The following is a 16484-nucleotide window of genomic DNA, read 5'->3' on the forward strand; positions in this document are numbered from 1 at the left end:
AAAAAGATGTGTAGGCTCAAATAAGAGGCGTGCTCTTCACCCCTTCGTCAGTGGAGACCCGTTTACCGATATCGCTAAGCTGCGAAAACTTCTCCAGAAGCTGCGGGCCATCATCAAGGCTGGTGGCGAACATCCACATATAGGTCATCACGGAGTAGATATGCCCGGCATTGATCCCTTTCGTCGAGGCCATACCAAGAATGGTGAAAGTGAACAATAAGGTGACAAGCGCACCGATAGAGAGGTACCCCATCGCTTCGCGGTCTGACAAGGCGATGCGCAGTTTCGCAAGCGTTGAGTAGTGACGTCTCAGCGAGCCATGCGCAGCGTGGTGAACATAATCCACCTCCTTCTCCAGACGGTTATTTAGCCGTTTAAAGAGCTGCTCGTTTTTACCGGCATACCCCCGCAGGAAACAGGCGAGAAAAAGCACAATCGCAACACAAATCATGCCGGCCCAAAACTCGATCAGCAGCAGCATAATCGCCGCGCCGAATAACGATATCAGGGAGGTAATCAGCATCGGCAGATGCATCTCAAAGAAATCCACATACTCGCGCGAGAGCGTCACGCGCGCGGCAATGGTGGAGTGATTCAGCTGATATTTACGCTGCGCCATCACAACGGAGACGGCGAGCCCTGCATAGATACGGGCAAAAGTACGCGTATCGACGCAACGCCTTGCCGCGCCAAGCAGCCATATAAAGAGGATCATCACTCCATACATCGCCGCCTGCAGTGTCTCTCCTGCCACAATGGCGTTGATAGCAATCCCGGCCAGCACCGGATAGAGCAGATAGGTCACATTCTCGGCAATCACTAACAGAAAGGTGAGGCAGAGTTTTTTGCGATGGCGAACCGCCAGCTGTTTAAGCATGGCGGTAACACCCGATGGCGGTACGGTAAGGGCGTTATTTTTCGAATTCATGGTTTTAATAATCATTCCCGGAGGTTCAGGCGACATTAAGTTGGTTATTTGCACTGCTCGCCTGGTTAATCAACGATCATAAGGTTTATCTGTTTAGCCTTAATGCACAGTTGATGGAGCCTGTGTGGAGAGCGGGAGAAGCTCAGAATCGCCGGACCAGCAGAAACAGCGGAAGCACGCCAAAAAAGGCGGTCAGAAAGCACTCATAATAGAAAGTGAGATCGTAAATCGTCGGTACGCGATAGCGTAAGCCGTTAAAGATAACAATCAGGCTAATAAAGAGTGAGGCGATGATGAGAAAGATCAGGGCTAACTCCTGCAAAACACCGGTTTTCTGCTGCAACACTAATAAAAGCGTGCAGGCGCAGAGGTTGATATAGAGCAATGGCGAGGCGAGCAGCGTCAGCGCCACCCTCTCACCGAGATGGTGTATTAACAGCAGCCACAGATAGAGCAGGCCCCAGCAGACCAGCAGAAAAACAACCAGTGTGCGAATCATCTCAGGGCTGGGTTTTATATCTAATTTCATCATTGCTTCATTCCTGATGAATAAACGCTGCCCGGCAGCCGCGATATTTCATGTGCATGTGAGGCAGCACATAATGGCCGTTTGCGCCAGTGGCAGAAGAGTGAGCGATAATTGTTATCCCGCTGCGTGTACATTTTTTAACGTGAATGTGGAGAGTGTGTGGATCGACTCTTTTTAATCGGGACTGATGGGGCATTGAGAAAGAGCGTATTACTGCATGCAACTTTTGCCGTATGGTCTGGTCTGACTCTGGCAAATTGCTGGCAGGACACCACCGTGTTTCATTCAGATAAACCTAAATCAATAAGCAGTGGCATCGTCAACGGTCGCGGGAGAGAAGATGGACAATAAGCACCTTATTCTGGTTGCTGAAGATGATGATGAAATCGCCGATATTCTGCAAAGCTACATCCAGCGCGCCGGAATGCGCACGCTGCGCGCGGCAGACGGCGAGCAGGCGATTAGCCTCTGCTTCCTGCATAAACCCGATCTGGTTTTACTTGATATTCAATTGCCCATTCAGGATGGCTGGAGCGTCCTGAGCGCAGTGCGTAAAGAGAGCACGGTACCGGTTATTATGGTTACCGCACTGGATCAGGACATTGATAAGTTGATGGGGCTGCGGCTCGGCGCGGATGATTACGTGGTGAAGCCCTTCAACCCCTCAGAAGTGGTGGCGCGAATCGAAGCCGTGCTGCGCCGCACCAAAGCGGGCGGCGTGCCGCCTTGCGATAAACCGATTCGCACCCAGCATGTGACGGTCTATCCCGACGAGTTTTATGTCGAGGTGCACGTTGATGGCGAAACGGTCACCCCGCTGCTGACCACCACCGAGTTTAAGCTGCTGGCGCACCTGGCGAAAAATCCGCGCAAAGTCTGCTCCCGCGAAGAGCTGCTTAATGCCTGCCTGCCGGAGGGCGACACGCTGGATCGCACGGTCGACAGTCACATGAGTAAGCTGCGCAAAAAGCTGGAGCAGTGCGGCCTGAAGGGGATGCCGGAGAGCATTCGCGGTATGGGCTACCGGCTGGGGCAGATGAAATGAGCCGCCAGCAGACGCTGGATCGGCAGATCCTGTGGTTTATGATCTCGCTGACGCTGATTGTGATTGCCATTGCGATTATCGGCTCTTATCTCTTCTATGCCTTCCTGATCGATTACATCCCTGGCGGTGCGGAAATTGGCAATGAGGAGCAGATGACGATTGTCGACTGGGCGTGGATCCTGATGGTCACCGTCACGTCGCTCGCCATCTCGCTCTTTTTCGCGGTCAGGCTGTCATCAAAAATCCTGCGCCCTTTAACCTCGGTTGCCACCAGCCTGCGGCGCATTGCCGAGGGCGATCTCGGCGCGCGCGCCGCCTGCTCCAGTTCCCATCTTGGCGAGGTCAATAACCTCGTTAATGACTTCAATACCATGGCGGAAAAATTGCAAACCCTTGAGGCGCAGCGGAAATCGTGGAACGCGGCGATTGCCCATGAGCTGCGCACGCCGGTGACGATCCTGCGCGGCAGGCTGCAGGGGCTGGTCGATGGCGTGTTCGACGCCGACCCGGCGCTTTTTGCCAACCTGCTAAAACAGACTGAAGGCTTAACCAACCTGATTGAGGATATGCGGGTGGTGAGCTCCTCCGGCGCGGCGCAATTTTCTTTAACCCTTGAGGAGGTCGATTTAGAAGCCACGTTGCAGAGCGCGATTGACGCCTTCTCGCTGGAGTTCGCGCGCCATCACGTCAACGTGATCGCTGAGTTACGCCCTCAGGCGTGCGTGTGCGATCCGCTGCGCATTATTCAGTGTCTGACGGTGCTGTTCGATAACGCCATCAAATATGCCACCTCGAAAACCGTGGTGATCAAAAATGGCGTTACCGATAAAGAGGTGTATGTGCTGGTGCAGGATCACGGCCCCGGCATTCCTGAAGCGCTGCATAAATTCCTGTTTCAGCCTTTTCAGCGCGGAGCCGACGCGCGCGAGGTGCACCCGGAGGGTTGCGGGCTGGGCCTGTCGGTGGTGAAAGCGATTATGCTTGCCCACGGTGGCGATGTGACCTACACCCTGACAGCCAACCGCCATTCACTCTTCAAGCTGAGCTGGCCGTTACACACAACGCGCTAAGTTAAGTTGAGGCGCCACATCTCACCCAGCCGGGCATCCCACTCGGCCGGGACGATCTTCAATTTTCCCCGGCGCGGGCTGAGGGTGATTTCACTAAAATAGATCCCCTCTTCCGACGGCATCAGATCGATGCGGCAGTAATCGATCCCTTTGGCTAACCGCTCCGAAGCGCCGATCGCCTGTTGCAGTAATTCAGGCTCGGGGATCGCGCCAGGCGTGTTGGGATACTCCATCTGATAGGGCTGTAACTGCCATGCGCGGTTATAGACATTGATATAACCATTACCGGTTTCATCGGTAAAATCAGCCTCAATCACCTCGGCGACACCGTGAAAACAGTGGAGCCGTAGCATCTCCGGCGTTTGGTCTTTATTACCGCGGGTAAAGACGTCGATATATTTCTCGCACAGAATAACGGGCGCAATATCTTTGTACTGCCACTCGCGGGTGGAGTAATACATATTCTTTTTCAGTGCCAGCCCCAGCTTATTAATGGCTGCGCCAACGTTAAGCTGATCCTTATCCAGACAGACCACCGCGCTGCCGCTGTCGTGATTACACTTCAGAACAAAGCGCTGCGGCAGGCTGTTGAAGTCGATATCCTCGACCCGATGATAAACCCCCAGCAGCGGCACGATACGTAATTGATCGGTGCGCTCATGGACATAGTCACGCACCGCCAGCTTATCGGCTAACAGGGTGTAGAGTGGGTTACGATCGTAAAGCATGCGGTGGCAAATCTTTTCGCTGAGCGTCACCGGGTGGCGCAAATCATGCTCGCGTCCGGAAATTCTTTTCAGCCTGCTGGCGTGAAAATGGCTGTCTGCCACGGCGTAAGCCGTCACTTTTTTCGCTAAATAAGAGATGTATTTACGGAAATAGTCGAGTCTGTTCATTGCCCCCTCCTGAGAACAATGAAGATTTTGAACAGGTTTTATTGCGCGATATTGCGCGAATTATGGAGGGAAAATGGAGGTCAATGAACAACCATTCTCGCCGTATTGAATAATTCAGCCGCTCTCTTTTTTCCGGTAATAAACTCTGTATCGCTGAACGCCCAAACCGGGCTACCAGAATTGGCGGCGCGGGGCATTTGAAGGGTGAGGCAAAGTTCTTTACTCTCGAAGGGCACGCGCGGCTCCATCGCACAGATGATAAAAATCCCCCCTGATAATAAAAAATGATAAGGAACAACCATGGCCCTTGAGATCGCCACCCAGGTAACGGAGCAGGACAAAGAGGAGCTGCTGAGCGGCTTACGCCGCTATAACCAGCAGTTTATTGATGGCTCTGGCTGGGGCCAGGTCGGCATCTACAGCCGTAACGAGGCGGGCGCGATGATCGGTGGGTTAATCGGTACGCAAAAAGGGCTATGGCTGTGCATCGATTTTTTATGGGTTAGCGAAGAAGCGCGAGGCGCCCGGCTTGGCAGCGAGCTTATCCGCACGGCGGAAGAGCAAGCAGAGCGTATGGGCTGCCGGCACGCGCAGGTGGATACCGTCAGTTTTCAGGCGCTGCCCTTTTACCTTAAACAGGGTTACGAACTGAAATTCAGCCTGCCGGATTATCCCGAAGAGGGGATGGAGCGCCACTATCTGATTAAGTTAAACCTGAATGCAGCGCGCTGAGGCAAAAATGGATATTACGTTGCAGGAACTCAACGAATCGCATATTGCCCCCTGCGCGCAGCTCTACTGTCGCACCTATCAGCAAGCGCCGTGGAATGAGAGCTGGCCGTCGCCGCAACCGATCGTCGAGTTTATTCAGACGCATTTGGGGAATAACTATTTCCGCGGTTATATCGCCAAATGCGGCGATGATGTCATTGCGGTGAGCATCGGCTTTAAAAAACCGTGGCCCGGCGGCGTGGAGTATTACATTGATGAGTTCTTTATCCACCCGGAGTATCAAAGAAAGGGCATCGGTACGCAGCTGATGGCTTTTATTGAGGCGCGCTGCCTTGATGAAGGGCTGAATGCGATAATCCTCAACACGCAAAAAGGGTATGCCTCAGATGATTTCTACAAGCGTAACGGCTTTAAAGAGCATCAGGGCTTAATTGTTCTCTCAAAATCGTTAGACGATCATTAGGAGGCCGCATTGCCCGCTTATACCTCACGCTTATGCCTGCGCCCTGTTACGCAGGAAGATCTTGGCGATCTGTTCGCAATTTATGGCGATCCGGCGACCAACACCTTTAACCCGGCGGGGCCCTATCCCGATATTGCATACACAAAAACGGTGCTGGATCGCTGGCTGGCGCACTGGACGCAGCACGGCTTCGGCAGTTGGGCGATCGCACTGCGCGACGCGCCTGAGAAGATCATCGGTTTTGGTGGCCTGAGCCTGCGCAGCTTTGCTGATATCCCGATGAACAACTTAGGTTACCGCTTTGCCACTGACGCATGGGGCAAGGGTCTGGCGAGCGAATTATCGCTTTACGCGGTGAGATATGGTTTTGAAACGCTCAACATGGGGGAAATTTGCGGCGTGGTGCGCGCTAATCATCTGGCGTCGCGCAAGGTGCTGGAGAATGCCGGGCTGAAGTTTGTGCGCGAAATTGCGGATATTGAGAATGCGCCGCCAAGCCTGCTCTACGCCCTGAGCAGGGATGAGTGGCAGAAAAGCGCCCCCCATCCCTCAGCCTGAAACGCGAGGCGGATCTGCCACCTCTCCGCTCATCAGAAGCCCGGCGTGCGGGTCTGTTTGCTGTCCATAAATTTGATACGCGCCTCTCTCCAGACAGGATCGTCCAGTTCAAGAGAGGTATTAGAAAGTTTCAGCACGGCTTGTTGCGTAGTGGAAGAGCACGCCATCCCGGCCTGTTTGCCAGGCTCTTTGCACCATACCATCGGCGTCGAATAAGGAGCATTTGATGCCGGGCCATACTTCTCGACCGCCGCTTTTTCCATTGCCTCTTTGTTGACAGTCGACCACGGCAGCTCGTAAGTGATCATCGATGCTGCCAGCGGATGTTTCGCATCCACCGGAACGCGGCCTTCGAAATAGACCTGCAATTTCACACCCTCTTTTTCATACCCGACAAATTTCGGCTGCTTGTTACCGGTGACCAGGTTATCTTGCGGGTATTTATCTACCTGCAGCGCAGAAGCGGGCACGTTGAAGTGGGTGGTAATAGCCTTGACGACCTCATCGTAATCCATGCCGGTTTTCACCCCAGCAACGTCAAATTTTGTCACATCAACGGCACGCAACTCTTCCGCCTGCACCGCAGAAGCCCCCATCAACGAGACGAAAACAATCGCGCTTAAACGCTTAAACATCCTGAACTCCTGTTCCTGAAAAAGTAAGCCATTGAGCGCCTTCCACCACGTTCAATGTCGATGGGCATTAAGATAGCAGCGCGCACAAAGATGACAACCGCACCGCCCTACCAGGGTTGATAGGTTTTTCCAGGATTGTGCGTTTATGCGCCTCGTCACAGAATCGAAAGAGCAATTTTTGCTCTGGCAAACAGAGCAACTGAAGCCTGGAATCATGTTAATAGCATGTTGCAAATGATTCGATGTAAATGTTAACAGCTATTAATGCGCGTTACGCATCAGCCGATGAGTTTAATGCGCTTATTCAGCTACTTTTCCTGATCCACTCTTCAGAGAGGCGCGTTACAAGCGTCCCTGTATAACTGGAGATGACATGCAAACATTGACCCCTATGGCACGAACCAGCGCGATACTGCGCGTTACCTCAGGCAACTTTCTCGAGCAGTTTGACTTCTTTCTCTTCGGCTTTTATGCCACCTACATTGCGCATAACTTCTTCCCGGCCAGCAGCGAGTTTGCCTCGCTGATGATGACCTTCGCGGTCTTTGGCGCGGGCTTTTTAATGCGCCCTATCGGTGCGATTGTGCTTGGGGCCTACATCGATAAAGTGGGTCGCCGTAAAGGGCTTATCGTCACGCTGTCGATCATGGCGGCAGGCACCTTTCTGATTGTGCTGATCCCCTCTTACCAGACCATCGGTATCTGGGCACCGCTACTGGTGCTGAGCGGCCGCTTACTACAGGGCTTTTCCGCCGGGGCCGAGCTGGGCGGGGTCTCCGTTTACCTGGCCGAGATCGCCACGCCGGGCCGCAAAGGGTTTTACACCAGCTGGCAGTCCGGCAGCCAGCAGGTCGCCATTATGGTCGCCGCCGCGATGGGCTTCGCCCTTAACGCCGTGCTGGAAGAGTCGGCGATCCGTGAGTGGGGCTGGCGGCTGCCGTTCCTTTTTGGCTGCCTGATTGTGCCGTTCATCTTTATCCTGCGCCGCAAGCTGGAAGAGACCCAGGAGTTTAGCGCTCGCCATAAAAAGCTGGCGATGCGCGAGGTGTTTAAAACCCTGCTGGCGAACTGGCCGGTGGTGATCGCCGGAATGTTAATGGTGGCAATGACCACTACGGCTTTTTACCTCATCACCGTTTACGCGCCGACCTTCGGTAAAAAAGTGCTGATGCTGAGCGCTTCAGACAGCCTGCTGGTCACGCTGCTGGTTGCTATCTCCAACTTCATCTGGCTGCCGATTGGCGGGGCGTTATCCGATCGCTTCGGCCGCAAAGCGGTGCTGGTGACCATGACCCTGCTGGCGCTATTCACCGCCTACCCGGCTCTCAGCCTGCTGGCGCAGAACCCCACCTTTACCATGATGCTGACGGTGCTGCTGTGGCTCTCGTTTATCTATGGTCTCTATAACGGTGCGATGATCCCGGCGTTAACGGAGATTATGCCTACCGAAGTGCGGGTCGCCGGGTTCTCACTGGCCTACAGCCTGGCAACGGCGGTCTTTGGCGGCTTTACGCCGGTGATCTCAACCGCGCTGATTGAGTACTCAGGCGATAAAGCCTCCCCCGGCTACTGGATGAGTTTTGCGGCAATCTGCGCCCTGCTCGCCACGCTCTATATGTACCGCCGCAGCAGCTTAACCCTGCAAACCGCACGTTAAGGAGAGACGATAATGAAGAGAATGCTCCGCTCCCTGCTCACTACGCTGCTTCTCTGCACGCTTAGCCTGAGCGCCACGGCGAAAGAGATCACGGTGATGATTTCCGGCGGCTTTAAACCGGCGTTGCAGAAGCTGATCCCGCAATTTGAAGCGAAAACCGGCGATACCATTGTGGTGGTCGGCGGGCCATCGATGGGCAAAACGCCGCAGGCGATCCCCGCGCGGCTGGCGCGTGGCGAAGCGGCCGATGTGGTGATTATGGTCGGCGATGCGCTGACAAAGCTGTCAAAAGAGGGGTGGATTGCGCCCGGCTCCCGCGTCGAGCTGGCTGACTCCCCGATTGGGATGGTAGTGAAAGAGGGCGACGCGGTTCCCGCGATTAAAACGAATGAGGAGCTGCGCGCAACGCTGCTGAAAGCTAAATCGATTGCCTATTCCGACAGCGCAAGCGGCGTCTACATCAGCAGCCAGTTATTTAAGAAACTCGGCATTGAAGAGGCGGTGGCGCAGAAGGCGCATAAAGTGGAGCGCATTCCGGTCGCCAGCGAAGTGGCAAAAGGCCATTATGCCGTCGGCTTTCAGCAGGTGAGCGAACTGCTGCCAGAACATGGCGTGACGTTTGTGGGCGAGCTGCCTGCCGATCTCCAGTACATCACCCGTTTTGCCGGGGCAGTGACCGCGAAGGCGCAACATGCGCAGGAGGGCAAAGCGCTGCTGGCGTTCCTCTCCGCCCCTGAGGCGCAATCGACGATCCACCTTACCGGGATGCACTCCGTAGCGGCGGCACCGCGTGATACTGCTCAGTGATGAGCTTCTCCAGCTCGGCGGCGATATAGGACTGCACGCGCCCGCTGCGGCGAATAAGCCCCAGCGTGCGTTTAACCACCGGGTCGGTCAGAGGCAGATGCGTCAGCACCGAGTGGGCTGACGCGGGCATCGACATCGCCGGTATCGCCGCAATCCCCACCCCCGCTTCCACCATGCCGATCATGGTGGTGACATGGCGGGTTTCACAGATGCTCGGGCGCTCAGGTGTGATGTGCCCCAGCATCTGGTCAATCAAATTGCGGTTGCCAGAGGTTTTATCCAGCCCGATATAGTCATACTGATAAAATTCGCGCCAGGTGAGGCTCTTCTTACTGGCAATCGGGTGATCGTGGCGGCAGGCCGCAACATAGGTATCCACCACCAGCGGGCGAAACTCAATATCTGCCAGCAGGCTACCGGCGAAACAGATGCCGAAGTCCGCCTGGCCGCTGGCGACGGTGTCGATTACGTTACCCGCGCTGCTATCAATCAACTTCACGCGCACGCGGGGAAAGCGGGCTTTAAAGGTGCGGATCACATCGGGCATGAAGTAGCACGCCGCAGAGGGCACCGCCGCCACCGTCACCACGCCAACGCGGTCCTGGCTCACTTTATCGATATCGGCTAACACCGCTTCCACATTCATCAACAGCTGTTCGGAACGCTCGGCGAAGGTCTGCCCGTAGAGGGTCAGCGCCACCCGCCGCGTGGTTCTGTCGAACAACTTAATGCCCAGCGCATTTTCGAGCTTCTCTATGCGGCGGCTCAATGCTGACTGCGACAGACAGATTGACTCGGCGGCAAGGCGAAAATTGCCATATTCCACCAGGGCGCGGAAAGCATAGAGATCGTTGAGATCGAAATTGACGGGCATGATGGCAGGCGATCCTTCTCGGGCGGTTAACAGAGGGATAAAAGCATAACCGCCCGGCAGACAAGATCAAATCTTTAACAACACTACAACATCGGGCTGCGCGTTATCATTAACACAACGAGCGCAATCAGTGCCGGAAGCGCCTGCACATAGAGTATTTTTCTACTGGCGGTGATCGCGCCAAAAATCCCCGCGATCAGCACGCAAACGAGGAAGAAAATTTTGACCTGAAAGCCGCTGTCGCCCAGCCACAGCCCCCACAGCAAACCCGCGGCTAAAAAGCCGTTATAGAGCCCTTGGTTGGCCGCCATCACCCGGCTGTCACGGGCAAAATCGGGGCTGAGGTTAAACGCCTTGCGACCTGTCGCCGTATTCCACAGAAACATTTCGAGCACAAGGATATAGAGGTGAATAACGGCGACAAGCGCAATAAGGATATTTGCTGGCATAGCAACCCTCAAAAACTAATGTGCAGGTTAAGAAAGAGCTTAACCCATTTTTAGTTAACTTTGCGGCTGGCACAAGAGAGTCGAAGTGTTAATGAAGCGCAGCGCAGACGTGCAGCCAGATAATAGCCACTGCACGTTGCGCCGGGTAAGGTTATGGCTCGTTCTCGGAAGGCGCAGGCGCGGTCAGCGTTGCTCTTACCTGCGGCAGGCCATGCGGATAGTTTTGCTGAATAAACTCAATCATCTTTTCCCGCACGTAACAGCGTAAATCAAAGGCCGTTGGCGAGTTCTGCGCCGTCATCAACATCCTGATGGTCATGGTTTTTTCCGTGGTATCGGTCACCTGAAGCACCTGCGTTTGCTGATCCCAGAGCTTGGTTTCACTGAGCACTTTTTCAAAATGCTGGCGCAGAGGCTCTAATGGCATTGAGTAATCGACGTAGAGAAAAACCGAGCCTAATATTTGCGCATTATTACGCGTCCAGTTCTGGAACGGATTTTCGGTGAAGTAGGTAATCGGCAGTACCAGCCGACGCAGATCCCAGAGACGCACTACCACATAGGTCAGGTTTATCTCCTCAATCCAGCCCCACTCTTTTTCCACCACTACTGCATCATCAATTTTTATCGGTTGCGTAAAGGCAATCTGAATACCGGCAAAGAGATTGACCAGCGACTTTTGCAGGGCAAAACCGATGATGATACCGGCAACCCCGGCACCGGCCAGAATTGTGGTGCCGAATTTTCGCACCCCAGGGAAGCTGAGCAAAATCAGGGAGAGGCAGAGCGTCACAAGGATAACGATAGCGACTTTCTTCACGTACATTATCTGCGTGCGGATTTTGCGGGCACGAAGATTGTTCGAAATATTAATATCATAGCGGATAAAAAGCATATCCTGCGCCACGTTAATTAACCGAATCAGGACGGAGCAGAATGACAAAATAATAAATATGTTGATTGTTGTTGTAATAAAGCCCAGCGATTGGGGCTGGATGTGGACATAATTCACCCCAACGCGTATTAACAGCAGCGGAATGAATAGAAACATCGATCCGCGCAGATGCTTCTCAAGTGATTTGAAGAGTTTTCGGTCGCGACTCTGCCAGTAACGGATAAATTGCAGCAGCGTAAACCTCGCGATAAAGCCGATCGCGAGCGAGAGCGTGACGAGCAATACAGCAGGCACCCATGCCGGAGCGCCAGATAACTCACCAAATAAAAAAGGCATGCTTTCCCCTTATATCCTGCCAACACTCCTGCGTTGTCAGTACGGTTAAACGGATCGGTAACCCTTGCCTGGCAGATAATCCGCAGATTGCCTGATTCCCGCGCCTTATTATATGAAAAATATGAAAACAGCCTTATCCGCTGATAACAATATCAGGCAATTCTGATAACGATTTGCAGGGAGGATGCGCTCTGAAGTGAGCCCGATATATTAAGAAGCCTAACGTATAAAGCTGGCAAAAATTGCGTATCCACTATACTGACCAGTGCAGTTGTCATTTACCTACGAAGCTGCTGACGATTACAGAATGTATAAAACCTGTACCCATGACCATCAGGAGAACAACATGCACAAGAGTAAAACCCTGAAAGGGCTGCTGGCCGTATCGGCCGCCGTCGCGATGTTCAGCACTGTTGGCGTGCAAGCCCAGACACCGACGAGCGCCGCCCAGAGTAGTAGCGCTAGCGCAGCCAGCACTAAGCTCAGTTCCGGTGATGAAAAAGCACTGAAGGATATGGCACAGGCCAATATCAACGAGGTCGCCGCCGCGAAAATCGCACTGGAGAAAGCCAAAAGCAGCGAAGTGAAAGCCTACGCGCAGAAGATGGTCGATGACCACGGCGCAGCATTGACCAAAGTTCAGGCTGTCGCTCAGCAAAAAGGGGTGGAGCTGCCGACCGAGCCGGACGCCAAGCATAGAACGATGGCCGCCAAGCTGGAAAAGGAGAGTGGCGACAAGTTTGACAAGCTCTATATGGAAAACGCCGGCACCAAAGACCACAAAATGGTGCTTGATAAACTGCAGAGCGACGCTAAAGAGATCAAAGATCCAGACGTTAAAACGCTGGCCGATGCCCATACCCCGGTGGTTGAGCAGCACCTGAAGTCTGCCGAGCAGATGTCGGCCGCTAAGTAACAAAGCGTAAAAAAGTACACAAGCCTGTAAGCACCATTTTGCAGGTTTACGCTGTTGCAGACCGGGGCCACGCCGCTGCCAGACGCCGTGGCGTGCCCCTTTTGGTTACCTTCCCTCCCCGCTTTTTAGTTAACCTCTGCTTAAATAATATTCTGCAACTATCGCACCGATTCATAATGCTGCTGACGGGATTGCCGATAACCAGATCATTCCTTACTCGATCCGGTAAATCTGATGCGTATGCCTTTATTGAAACACCTTTTTTCCCTGAGCCGCCTGCGCTCATCCACCTCTTACAATGCGCTTTGCCAGAATAAACCTGTCATTGAATTCAGTCCGGAAGGGATCATCCATAACGCCAGCCCGCAGTTTCTCTCAGCGATGGGCTACCGGGCGGATGAAATTATCGGCCAGCACCACCGTATATTCTGCCCGCCGTCGCTGGTGAACTCAGCGGAATACGCACAGTTCTGGCAGCGCCTTTCGCGCGGCGAAAGCTTTAGCGGCAAATATCTGCGCCTCGCAAAGGGAAACCGCCCTGTGTGGCTTGAGGCGAGTTATATCCCCGTCACCAATCGGCGCGGCGAGGTGACCCGGGTCATTAAAATTGCTGCCGACATTTCTGAGCGCATCCATGTTGCGCTTGAGAAGGAGGCAATTGTGAATGCCATTGGCCGCTCAATGGCGATCATCGCCTTCAGCCCCGAAGGGATCGTGCTGGAAGCGAATGACAACTTCCTGAGCACCACAGGCTATAAACGCGATGAGGTGATCGGTAAACATCATCGCCTCTTCTGCTCTGAGACGCTGTATAAGAGCGACGAATACCGGCAATTCTGGGAGAGGCTGAACCAGGGCGAATTTTTTTCCGGTCAGTTTCCTCGCCTGAATCGCCGGGGAGAGCCTTTGTGGCTGCGGGCAACCTATAACCCTGTGTTTAACAGTGACGGACAGCTTTATAAGATTGTGAAATTCGCCACCGATGTGACGGCAGATGTTCTGCGCAACCAGCGAGAGCAGGAAGCGGCTGTTCACGCGTGGGATATGGCCGTCCAGACCCGCGGAAGCGCGCAGACCGGCGCGACCGTGATCGAAAACAGCATCCGCATGATTGACACCATTGCGCAGAGAATGAGCGCGGTCTCCAGCGATGTCTCGCGGCTCAACAATCAGTCGGACAGTATTGATGAGATGGTTGAGACCATCCGCAGCTTTGCCATGCAGACAAGGCTGATTGCGCTGAATGCCGCGATCGAGGCTGCGCGGGCGGGCGCATCCGGACGAAGTTTTGCTGTGGTCGCCGCTGAAGTGCGTACGCTTGCGGCCAGCGTCAGTAGCGCAACGGAAGAGATTGAGCGGGTTGTGGCGAGCAACAATCAACTGGCCAAAGAGGTGCTGAGCGGCATTGAGAGCAACCTGATGAACACCCGCGAAGGGGTGACACTGATGCGTGAAGCGGGCGAAGTTATTGCCAGCATCCAGAAAAATGCAGCCGGGGTTGAGGCTGCGGTTAAAGATGTTGCCCTTTCCGTCAAAGCTGACTGATATAACAGTTCAACAAAGGGAAAGCGCCACGCCATAACCCAAATTTCCCGTCCAGACCAGAAGAGGGGCTAGCAGGCAGCACACTGCCGTAAGCCCCTCTCCTCTTTTTATTGCCCACCTGCCCGCTTCAAACCACCGCGCACGCCTATTAGTACGCTAGGAACAATCGATTAAAGCTAACAATTAATGACAATTTGCCCTATTAAACAAGTCATTACGTCTGAACTCATCTCCCCCATTTCACGCCGACTGTTTCGTTACGAAATTATTTACCCTTCTTCCTCTATCTTTCCGTAAAAATCGTGCCACAATTCACTCAATAAAATCGCGCGTAACTAGTTAACGCGCTATTTATAAAATATAACAACAACACTCTTTCTTAACGCTACCAAACAGGGCGCGACTATGAACAGATTGAAAAACTACACTATCCGCCGCGTCGTGTTATGGATCCTCCTGACGGCGCTGGCGCTGATTACCGCGACCGGCGGCTATGCGGCCTTTGCCGTGCGCGATATGAACAGGCAGGCGGATCAGAGCGCAGCGCTGACCCAGCAGGCAATTTTCATCTCCCACGCTACGCAGGTGCTGCAACAGGGAAGCGAGGCTGAAAAAGCGGCGCTGATGAATGAAATTCCGCCAGGTGCTGAGTGGGCCACAGACGCGTTATCCGGCCCTGCCAGCGCCTGGAAAAAACAGGCCAGCGAGCGTCTGTCGGCGTTAACTCGCCAGACACAAGAGAGTAGCGCACAGATCGCCGCGGATCGCACTCAACTCGATATCGTGCTGATTGTCGCTCTGCTGGCCGCCGCCGGGCTGGTGCTGTTTTGCGACTGCTACCTGGTTATCCATCTGGTCAGGCCCGTTGGCGATATCCGCTCCCACTTCCGCCTTATTGCGCAGGGTGATTTAACCTACCAGCCGCAGGATATTGGCCGTAACTGCGTCGGGCAGATGATCCCACTGGTGCGCGAGATGCAGAACAGCCTGCTGTCCACCGTCAGCGCCATCAGCGAGAACAGCGACGCGCTGCACCTGGAAGCACGCGAGATCGCTGCCGGCAACAGCGATTTAGCGAACCGCACAACCCAGCAGGCAGCGGCTCTTGAACAAGCGGCATCCAGTATGGAGGAGTTGACCTCAACGGTCAGCCACAACGCTGATAATGCGCGTCAGGTTCGCGATCTCTCGGTGATGACCGCACATACCACCGAGAAAGCGAGCCACCTGGTGGAAACCCTTGCCAGCACCATGAACCGCATTGCCGATGGCTCCGAGCAGATCCGCCAGTTCACCTCCACCATCAACAGCATTGCTTTCCAGACCAATATCCTCGCGCTGAATGCTGCCGTTGAAGCGGCGCGCGCTGGCGAGCAGGGCCGCGGTTTCGCCGTGGTGGCAACAGAAGTGCGCTCCCTGGCCCAGCGCAGTGCGGCGGCGGCACGTGAGATTGAGTCGCTGATCAAATCCGCCATCACCTCGGTTCATGAGGGCAAAAATGTGGCAGAAGATGCCGGCGAAGCGATGAGCGAAGTGAAAAGCAATGTCGCCAGCGTCAATGCGCTGATCGGCGAAATCGCGCTCGCCTCCGATGAGCAGAGCAAGGGCATCTCGCAGGTGACTCACGCGGTTGCCGAGCTGGATCGCGTGACTCAGCAGAACGCTGCGTTGGTGCACCAGATTACGGCATCAGCCAGCAACCTTAATGGCAGAACGGAAACCCTGCGCGGCGTGGTTCAACACTTTACGCTGCCGCACGCGGTTAACTGAGGTTCCTGAAACAACATGTTATACGGGACGAGGCTACGCACCGGAGAAGTTACCGGGCGTAGAAATAAAAAAGCAGACGTCTTTTACCTCTTCGTCTTATTTGTAACGGGCAGTGCCGATGTCGCGGCTGCCCGTTTTTTTTCACTCTTTTGGGCAATTAAAATATTCTTCTTATTTATTAATGATGTTGCTACGTCAACTGCCTGTAGACCTCCGCCTTTTGCTCTCCCTCCCCGGCTGGCGCGCGCTGAGGGCGAAAATGAAATTATGAAATAATTGTGAGACCGCACCTTTTACAGGCATCAGTTGCGCTCCGTTACTGCTACTATTAGGACAAGTCATATTTGCATTTGGCTGACGTTGCCTGCCGGTATGCTTC

Annotated in this window: 18 protein-coding genes; 10 read left to right on the forward strand and 8 right to left on the reverse strand. The window is 54.1% G+C overall.

Annotated elements, in window-relative coordinates; genetic code table 11:
• Positions 1-16 precede the first annotated feature (16 nt).
• Complete coding sequence (locus tag PU683_RS00310; RefSeq protein WP_277169581.1) at positions 17-928, reverse strand: ABC transporter six-transmembrane domain-containing protein; 912 nt, start codon at positions 926-928, stop codon at positions 17-19.
• Between the two features lie 142 nt (positions 929-1070).
• Positions 1071-1460 carry a transporter gene (locus PU683_RS00315; RefSeq protein ID WP_277169582.1) on the reverse strand — a complete coding sequence of 130 codons (390 nt, stop codon included), beginning with the start codon at positions 1458-1460 and terminating at the stop codon, positions 1071-1073.
• A 337-nt stretch (positions 1461-1797) separates the two neighbouring features.
• Between PU683_RS00315 and PU683_RS00320 the strand changes: the two genes are divergently transcribed.
• Positions 1798-2502, forward strand: coding sequence for a response regulator (locus tag PU683_RS00320; protein ID WP_277169583.1), 705 nt, complete (start codon positions 1798-1800; stop codon positions 2500-2502).
• Entirely contained in the window at positions 2499-3572 is a 1074-nt protein-coding gene (locus tag PU683_RS00325; RefSeq protein ID WP_277169584.1) for an ATP-binding protein, read from the forward strand. Before PU683_RS00320 ends, PU683_RS00325 begins: the two co-directional genes overlap by 4 nt.
• Here the strand turns inward: PU683_RS00325 and PU683_RS00330 are convergent.
• Both PU683_RS00330 and PU683_RS00335 read right to left on the reverse strand, forming a co-directional pair.
• Positions 3569-4468, reverse strand: a complete 900-nt coding sequence (locus PU683_RS00330) for an ATP-grasp fold amidoligase family protein (protein ID WP_277169585.1) — start codon at positions 4466-4468, stop codon at positions 3569-3571. The two genes, PU683_RS00325 and PU683_RS00330, sit on opposite strands and share 4 nt — an antisense overlap.
• 80 nt (positions 4469-4548) lie before the next feature.
• Positions 4549-4770 (reverse strand): hypothetical protein, encoded by a 222-nt coding sequence (locus PU683_RS00335; protein WP_277169586.1) that lies wholly within the window; start codon positions 4768-4770, stop codon positions 4549-4551.
• Between PU683_RS00335 and PU683_RS00340 the strand changes: the two genes are divergently transcribed.
• The 3 genes from PU683_RS00340 to PU683_RS00350 are packed head-to-tail and all read left to right on the forward strand — an operon-like array spanning position 4769 to position 6221.
• Positions 4769-5200 carry a GNAT family N-acetyltransferase gene (locus tag PU683_RS00340; RefSeq protein ID WP_277169587.1) on the forward strand — a complete coding sequence of 144 codons (432 nt, stop codon included), beginning with the start codon at positions 4769-4771 and terminating at the stop codon, positions 5198-5200. The genes PU683_RS00335 and PU683_RS00340 overlap by 2 nt on opposite strands.
• Before the next feature lie 7 nt (positions 5201-5207).
• Complete coding sequence (locus tag PU683_RS00345) at positions 5208-5663, forward strand: GNAT family N-acetyltransferase (RefSeq protein ID WP_277169588.1); 456 nt, start codon at positions 5208-5210, stop codon at positions 5661-5663.
• A 9-nt stretch (positions 5664-5672) separates the two neighbouring features.
• Positions 5673-6221, forward strand: coding sequence for a GNAT family N-acetyltransferase (locus PU683_RS00350; protein ID WP_277169589.1), 549 nt, complete (start codon positions 5673-5675; stop codon positions 6219-6221).
• A 32-nt stretch (positions 6222-6253) separates the two neighbouring features.
• On the opposite strand, the gene PU683_RS00355 is transcribed toward PU683_RS00350, so the two are convergent.
• Positions 6254-6856, reverse strand: coding sequence for a hypothetical protein (locus PU683_RS00355; RefSeq protein WP_277169590.1), 603 nt, complete (start codon positions 6854-6856; stop codon positions 6254-6256).
• 373 nt (positions 6857-7229) lie between these two features.
• On the opposite strand from PU683_RS00355, the gene tcuC reads away from it, so the two are divergent.
• Positions 7230-8513, forward strand: coding sequence for an MFS transporter (tcuC, locus tag PU683_RS00360; RefSeq protein WP_277169591.1), 1284 nt, complete (start codon positions 7230-7232; stop codon positions 8511-8513).
• Between the two features lie 12 nt (positions 8514-8525).
• Positions 8526-9320, forward strand: coding sequence for a substrate-binding domain-containing protein (locus tag PU683_RS00365; protein WP_277169592.1), 795 nt, complete (start codon positions 8526-8528; stop codon positions 9318-9320).
• Here PU683_RS00365 and psrA read toward each other — a convergent pair.
• The 3 genes from psrA to PU683_RS00380 all read right to left on the reverse strand — a co-directional run bounded on the left by psrA (position 9271) and on the right by PU683_RS00380 (position 11874).
• Positions 9271-10194, reverse strand: coding sequence for an L-proline-binding transcription factor PsrA (psrA, locus tag PU683_RS00370; protein ID WP_277169593.1), 924 nt, complete (start codon positions 10192-10194; stop codon positions 9271-9273). The genes PU683_RS00365 and psrA overlap by 50 nt on opposite strands.
• Before the next feature lie 83 nt (positions 10195-10277).
• Positions 10278-10643: a DUF1304 domain-containing protein gene (locus PU683_RS00375; protein WP_277169594.1), complete on the reverse strand. Its 366-nt coding sequence runs from the start codon at positions 10641-10643 to the stop codon at positions 10278-10280.
• Positions 10644-10794: 151 nt separating this feature from the next.
• Complete coding sequence (locus tag PU683_RS00380; protein ID WP_277169595.1) at positions 10795-11874, reverse strand: mechanosensitive ion channel family protein; 1080 nt, start codon at positions 11872-11874, stop codon at positions 10795-10797.
• A gap of 346 nt (positions 11875-12220) precedes the next feature.
• On the opposite strand from PU683_RS00380, the gene PU683_RS00385 reads away from it, so the two are divergent.
• The 3 genes from PU683_RS00385 (at position 12221) to PU683_RS00395 (ending at position 16105) form a co-directional block, all read left to right on the forward strand.
• Positions 12221-12790, forward strand: a complete 570-nt coding sequence (locus PU683_RS00385) for a DUF4142 domain-containing protein (RefSeq protein WP_277169596.1) — start codon at positions 12221-12223, stop codon at positions 12788-12790.
• A 240-nt stretch (positions 12791-13030) separates the two neighbouring features.
• Positions 13031-14335, forward strand: a complete 1305-nt coding sequence (locus PU683_RS00390; RefSeq protein ID WP_431190923.1) for a methyl-accepting chemotaxis protein — start codon at positions 13031-13033, stop codon at positions 14333-14335.
• Positions 14336-14740: 405 nt separating this feature from the next.
• Positions 14741-16105: a methyl-accepting chemotaxis protein gene (locus PU683_RS00395; protein WP_277169598.1), complete on the forward strand. Its 1365-nt coding sequence runs from the start codon at positions 14741-14743 to the stop codon at positions 16103-16105.
• Positions 16106-16484 lie beyond the last annotated feature (379 nt).

It is taken from the genome of Candidatus Kosakonia sp. 282A-S69, from assembly GCF_029433855.1.
GTDB classification, from domain to species: Bacteria; Pseudomonadota; Gammaproteobacteria; order Enterobacterales; family Enterobacteriaceae; genus Kosakonia; species Kosakonia cowanii_A.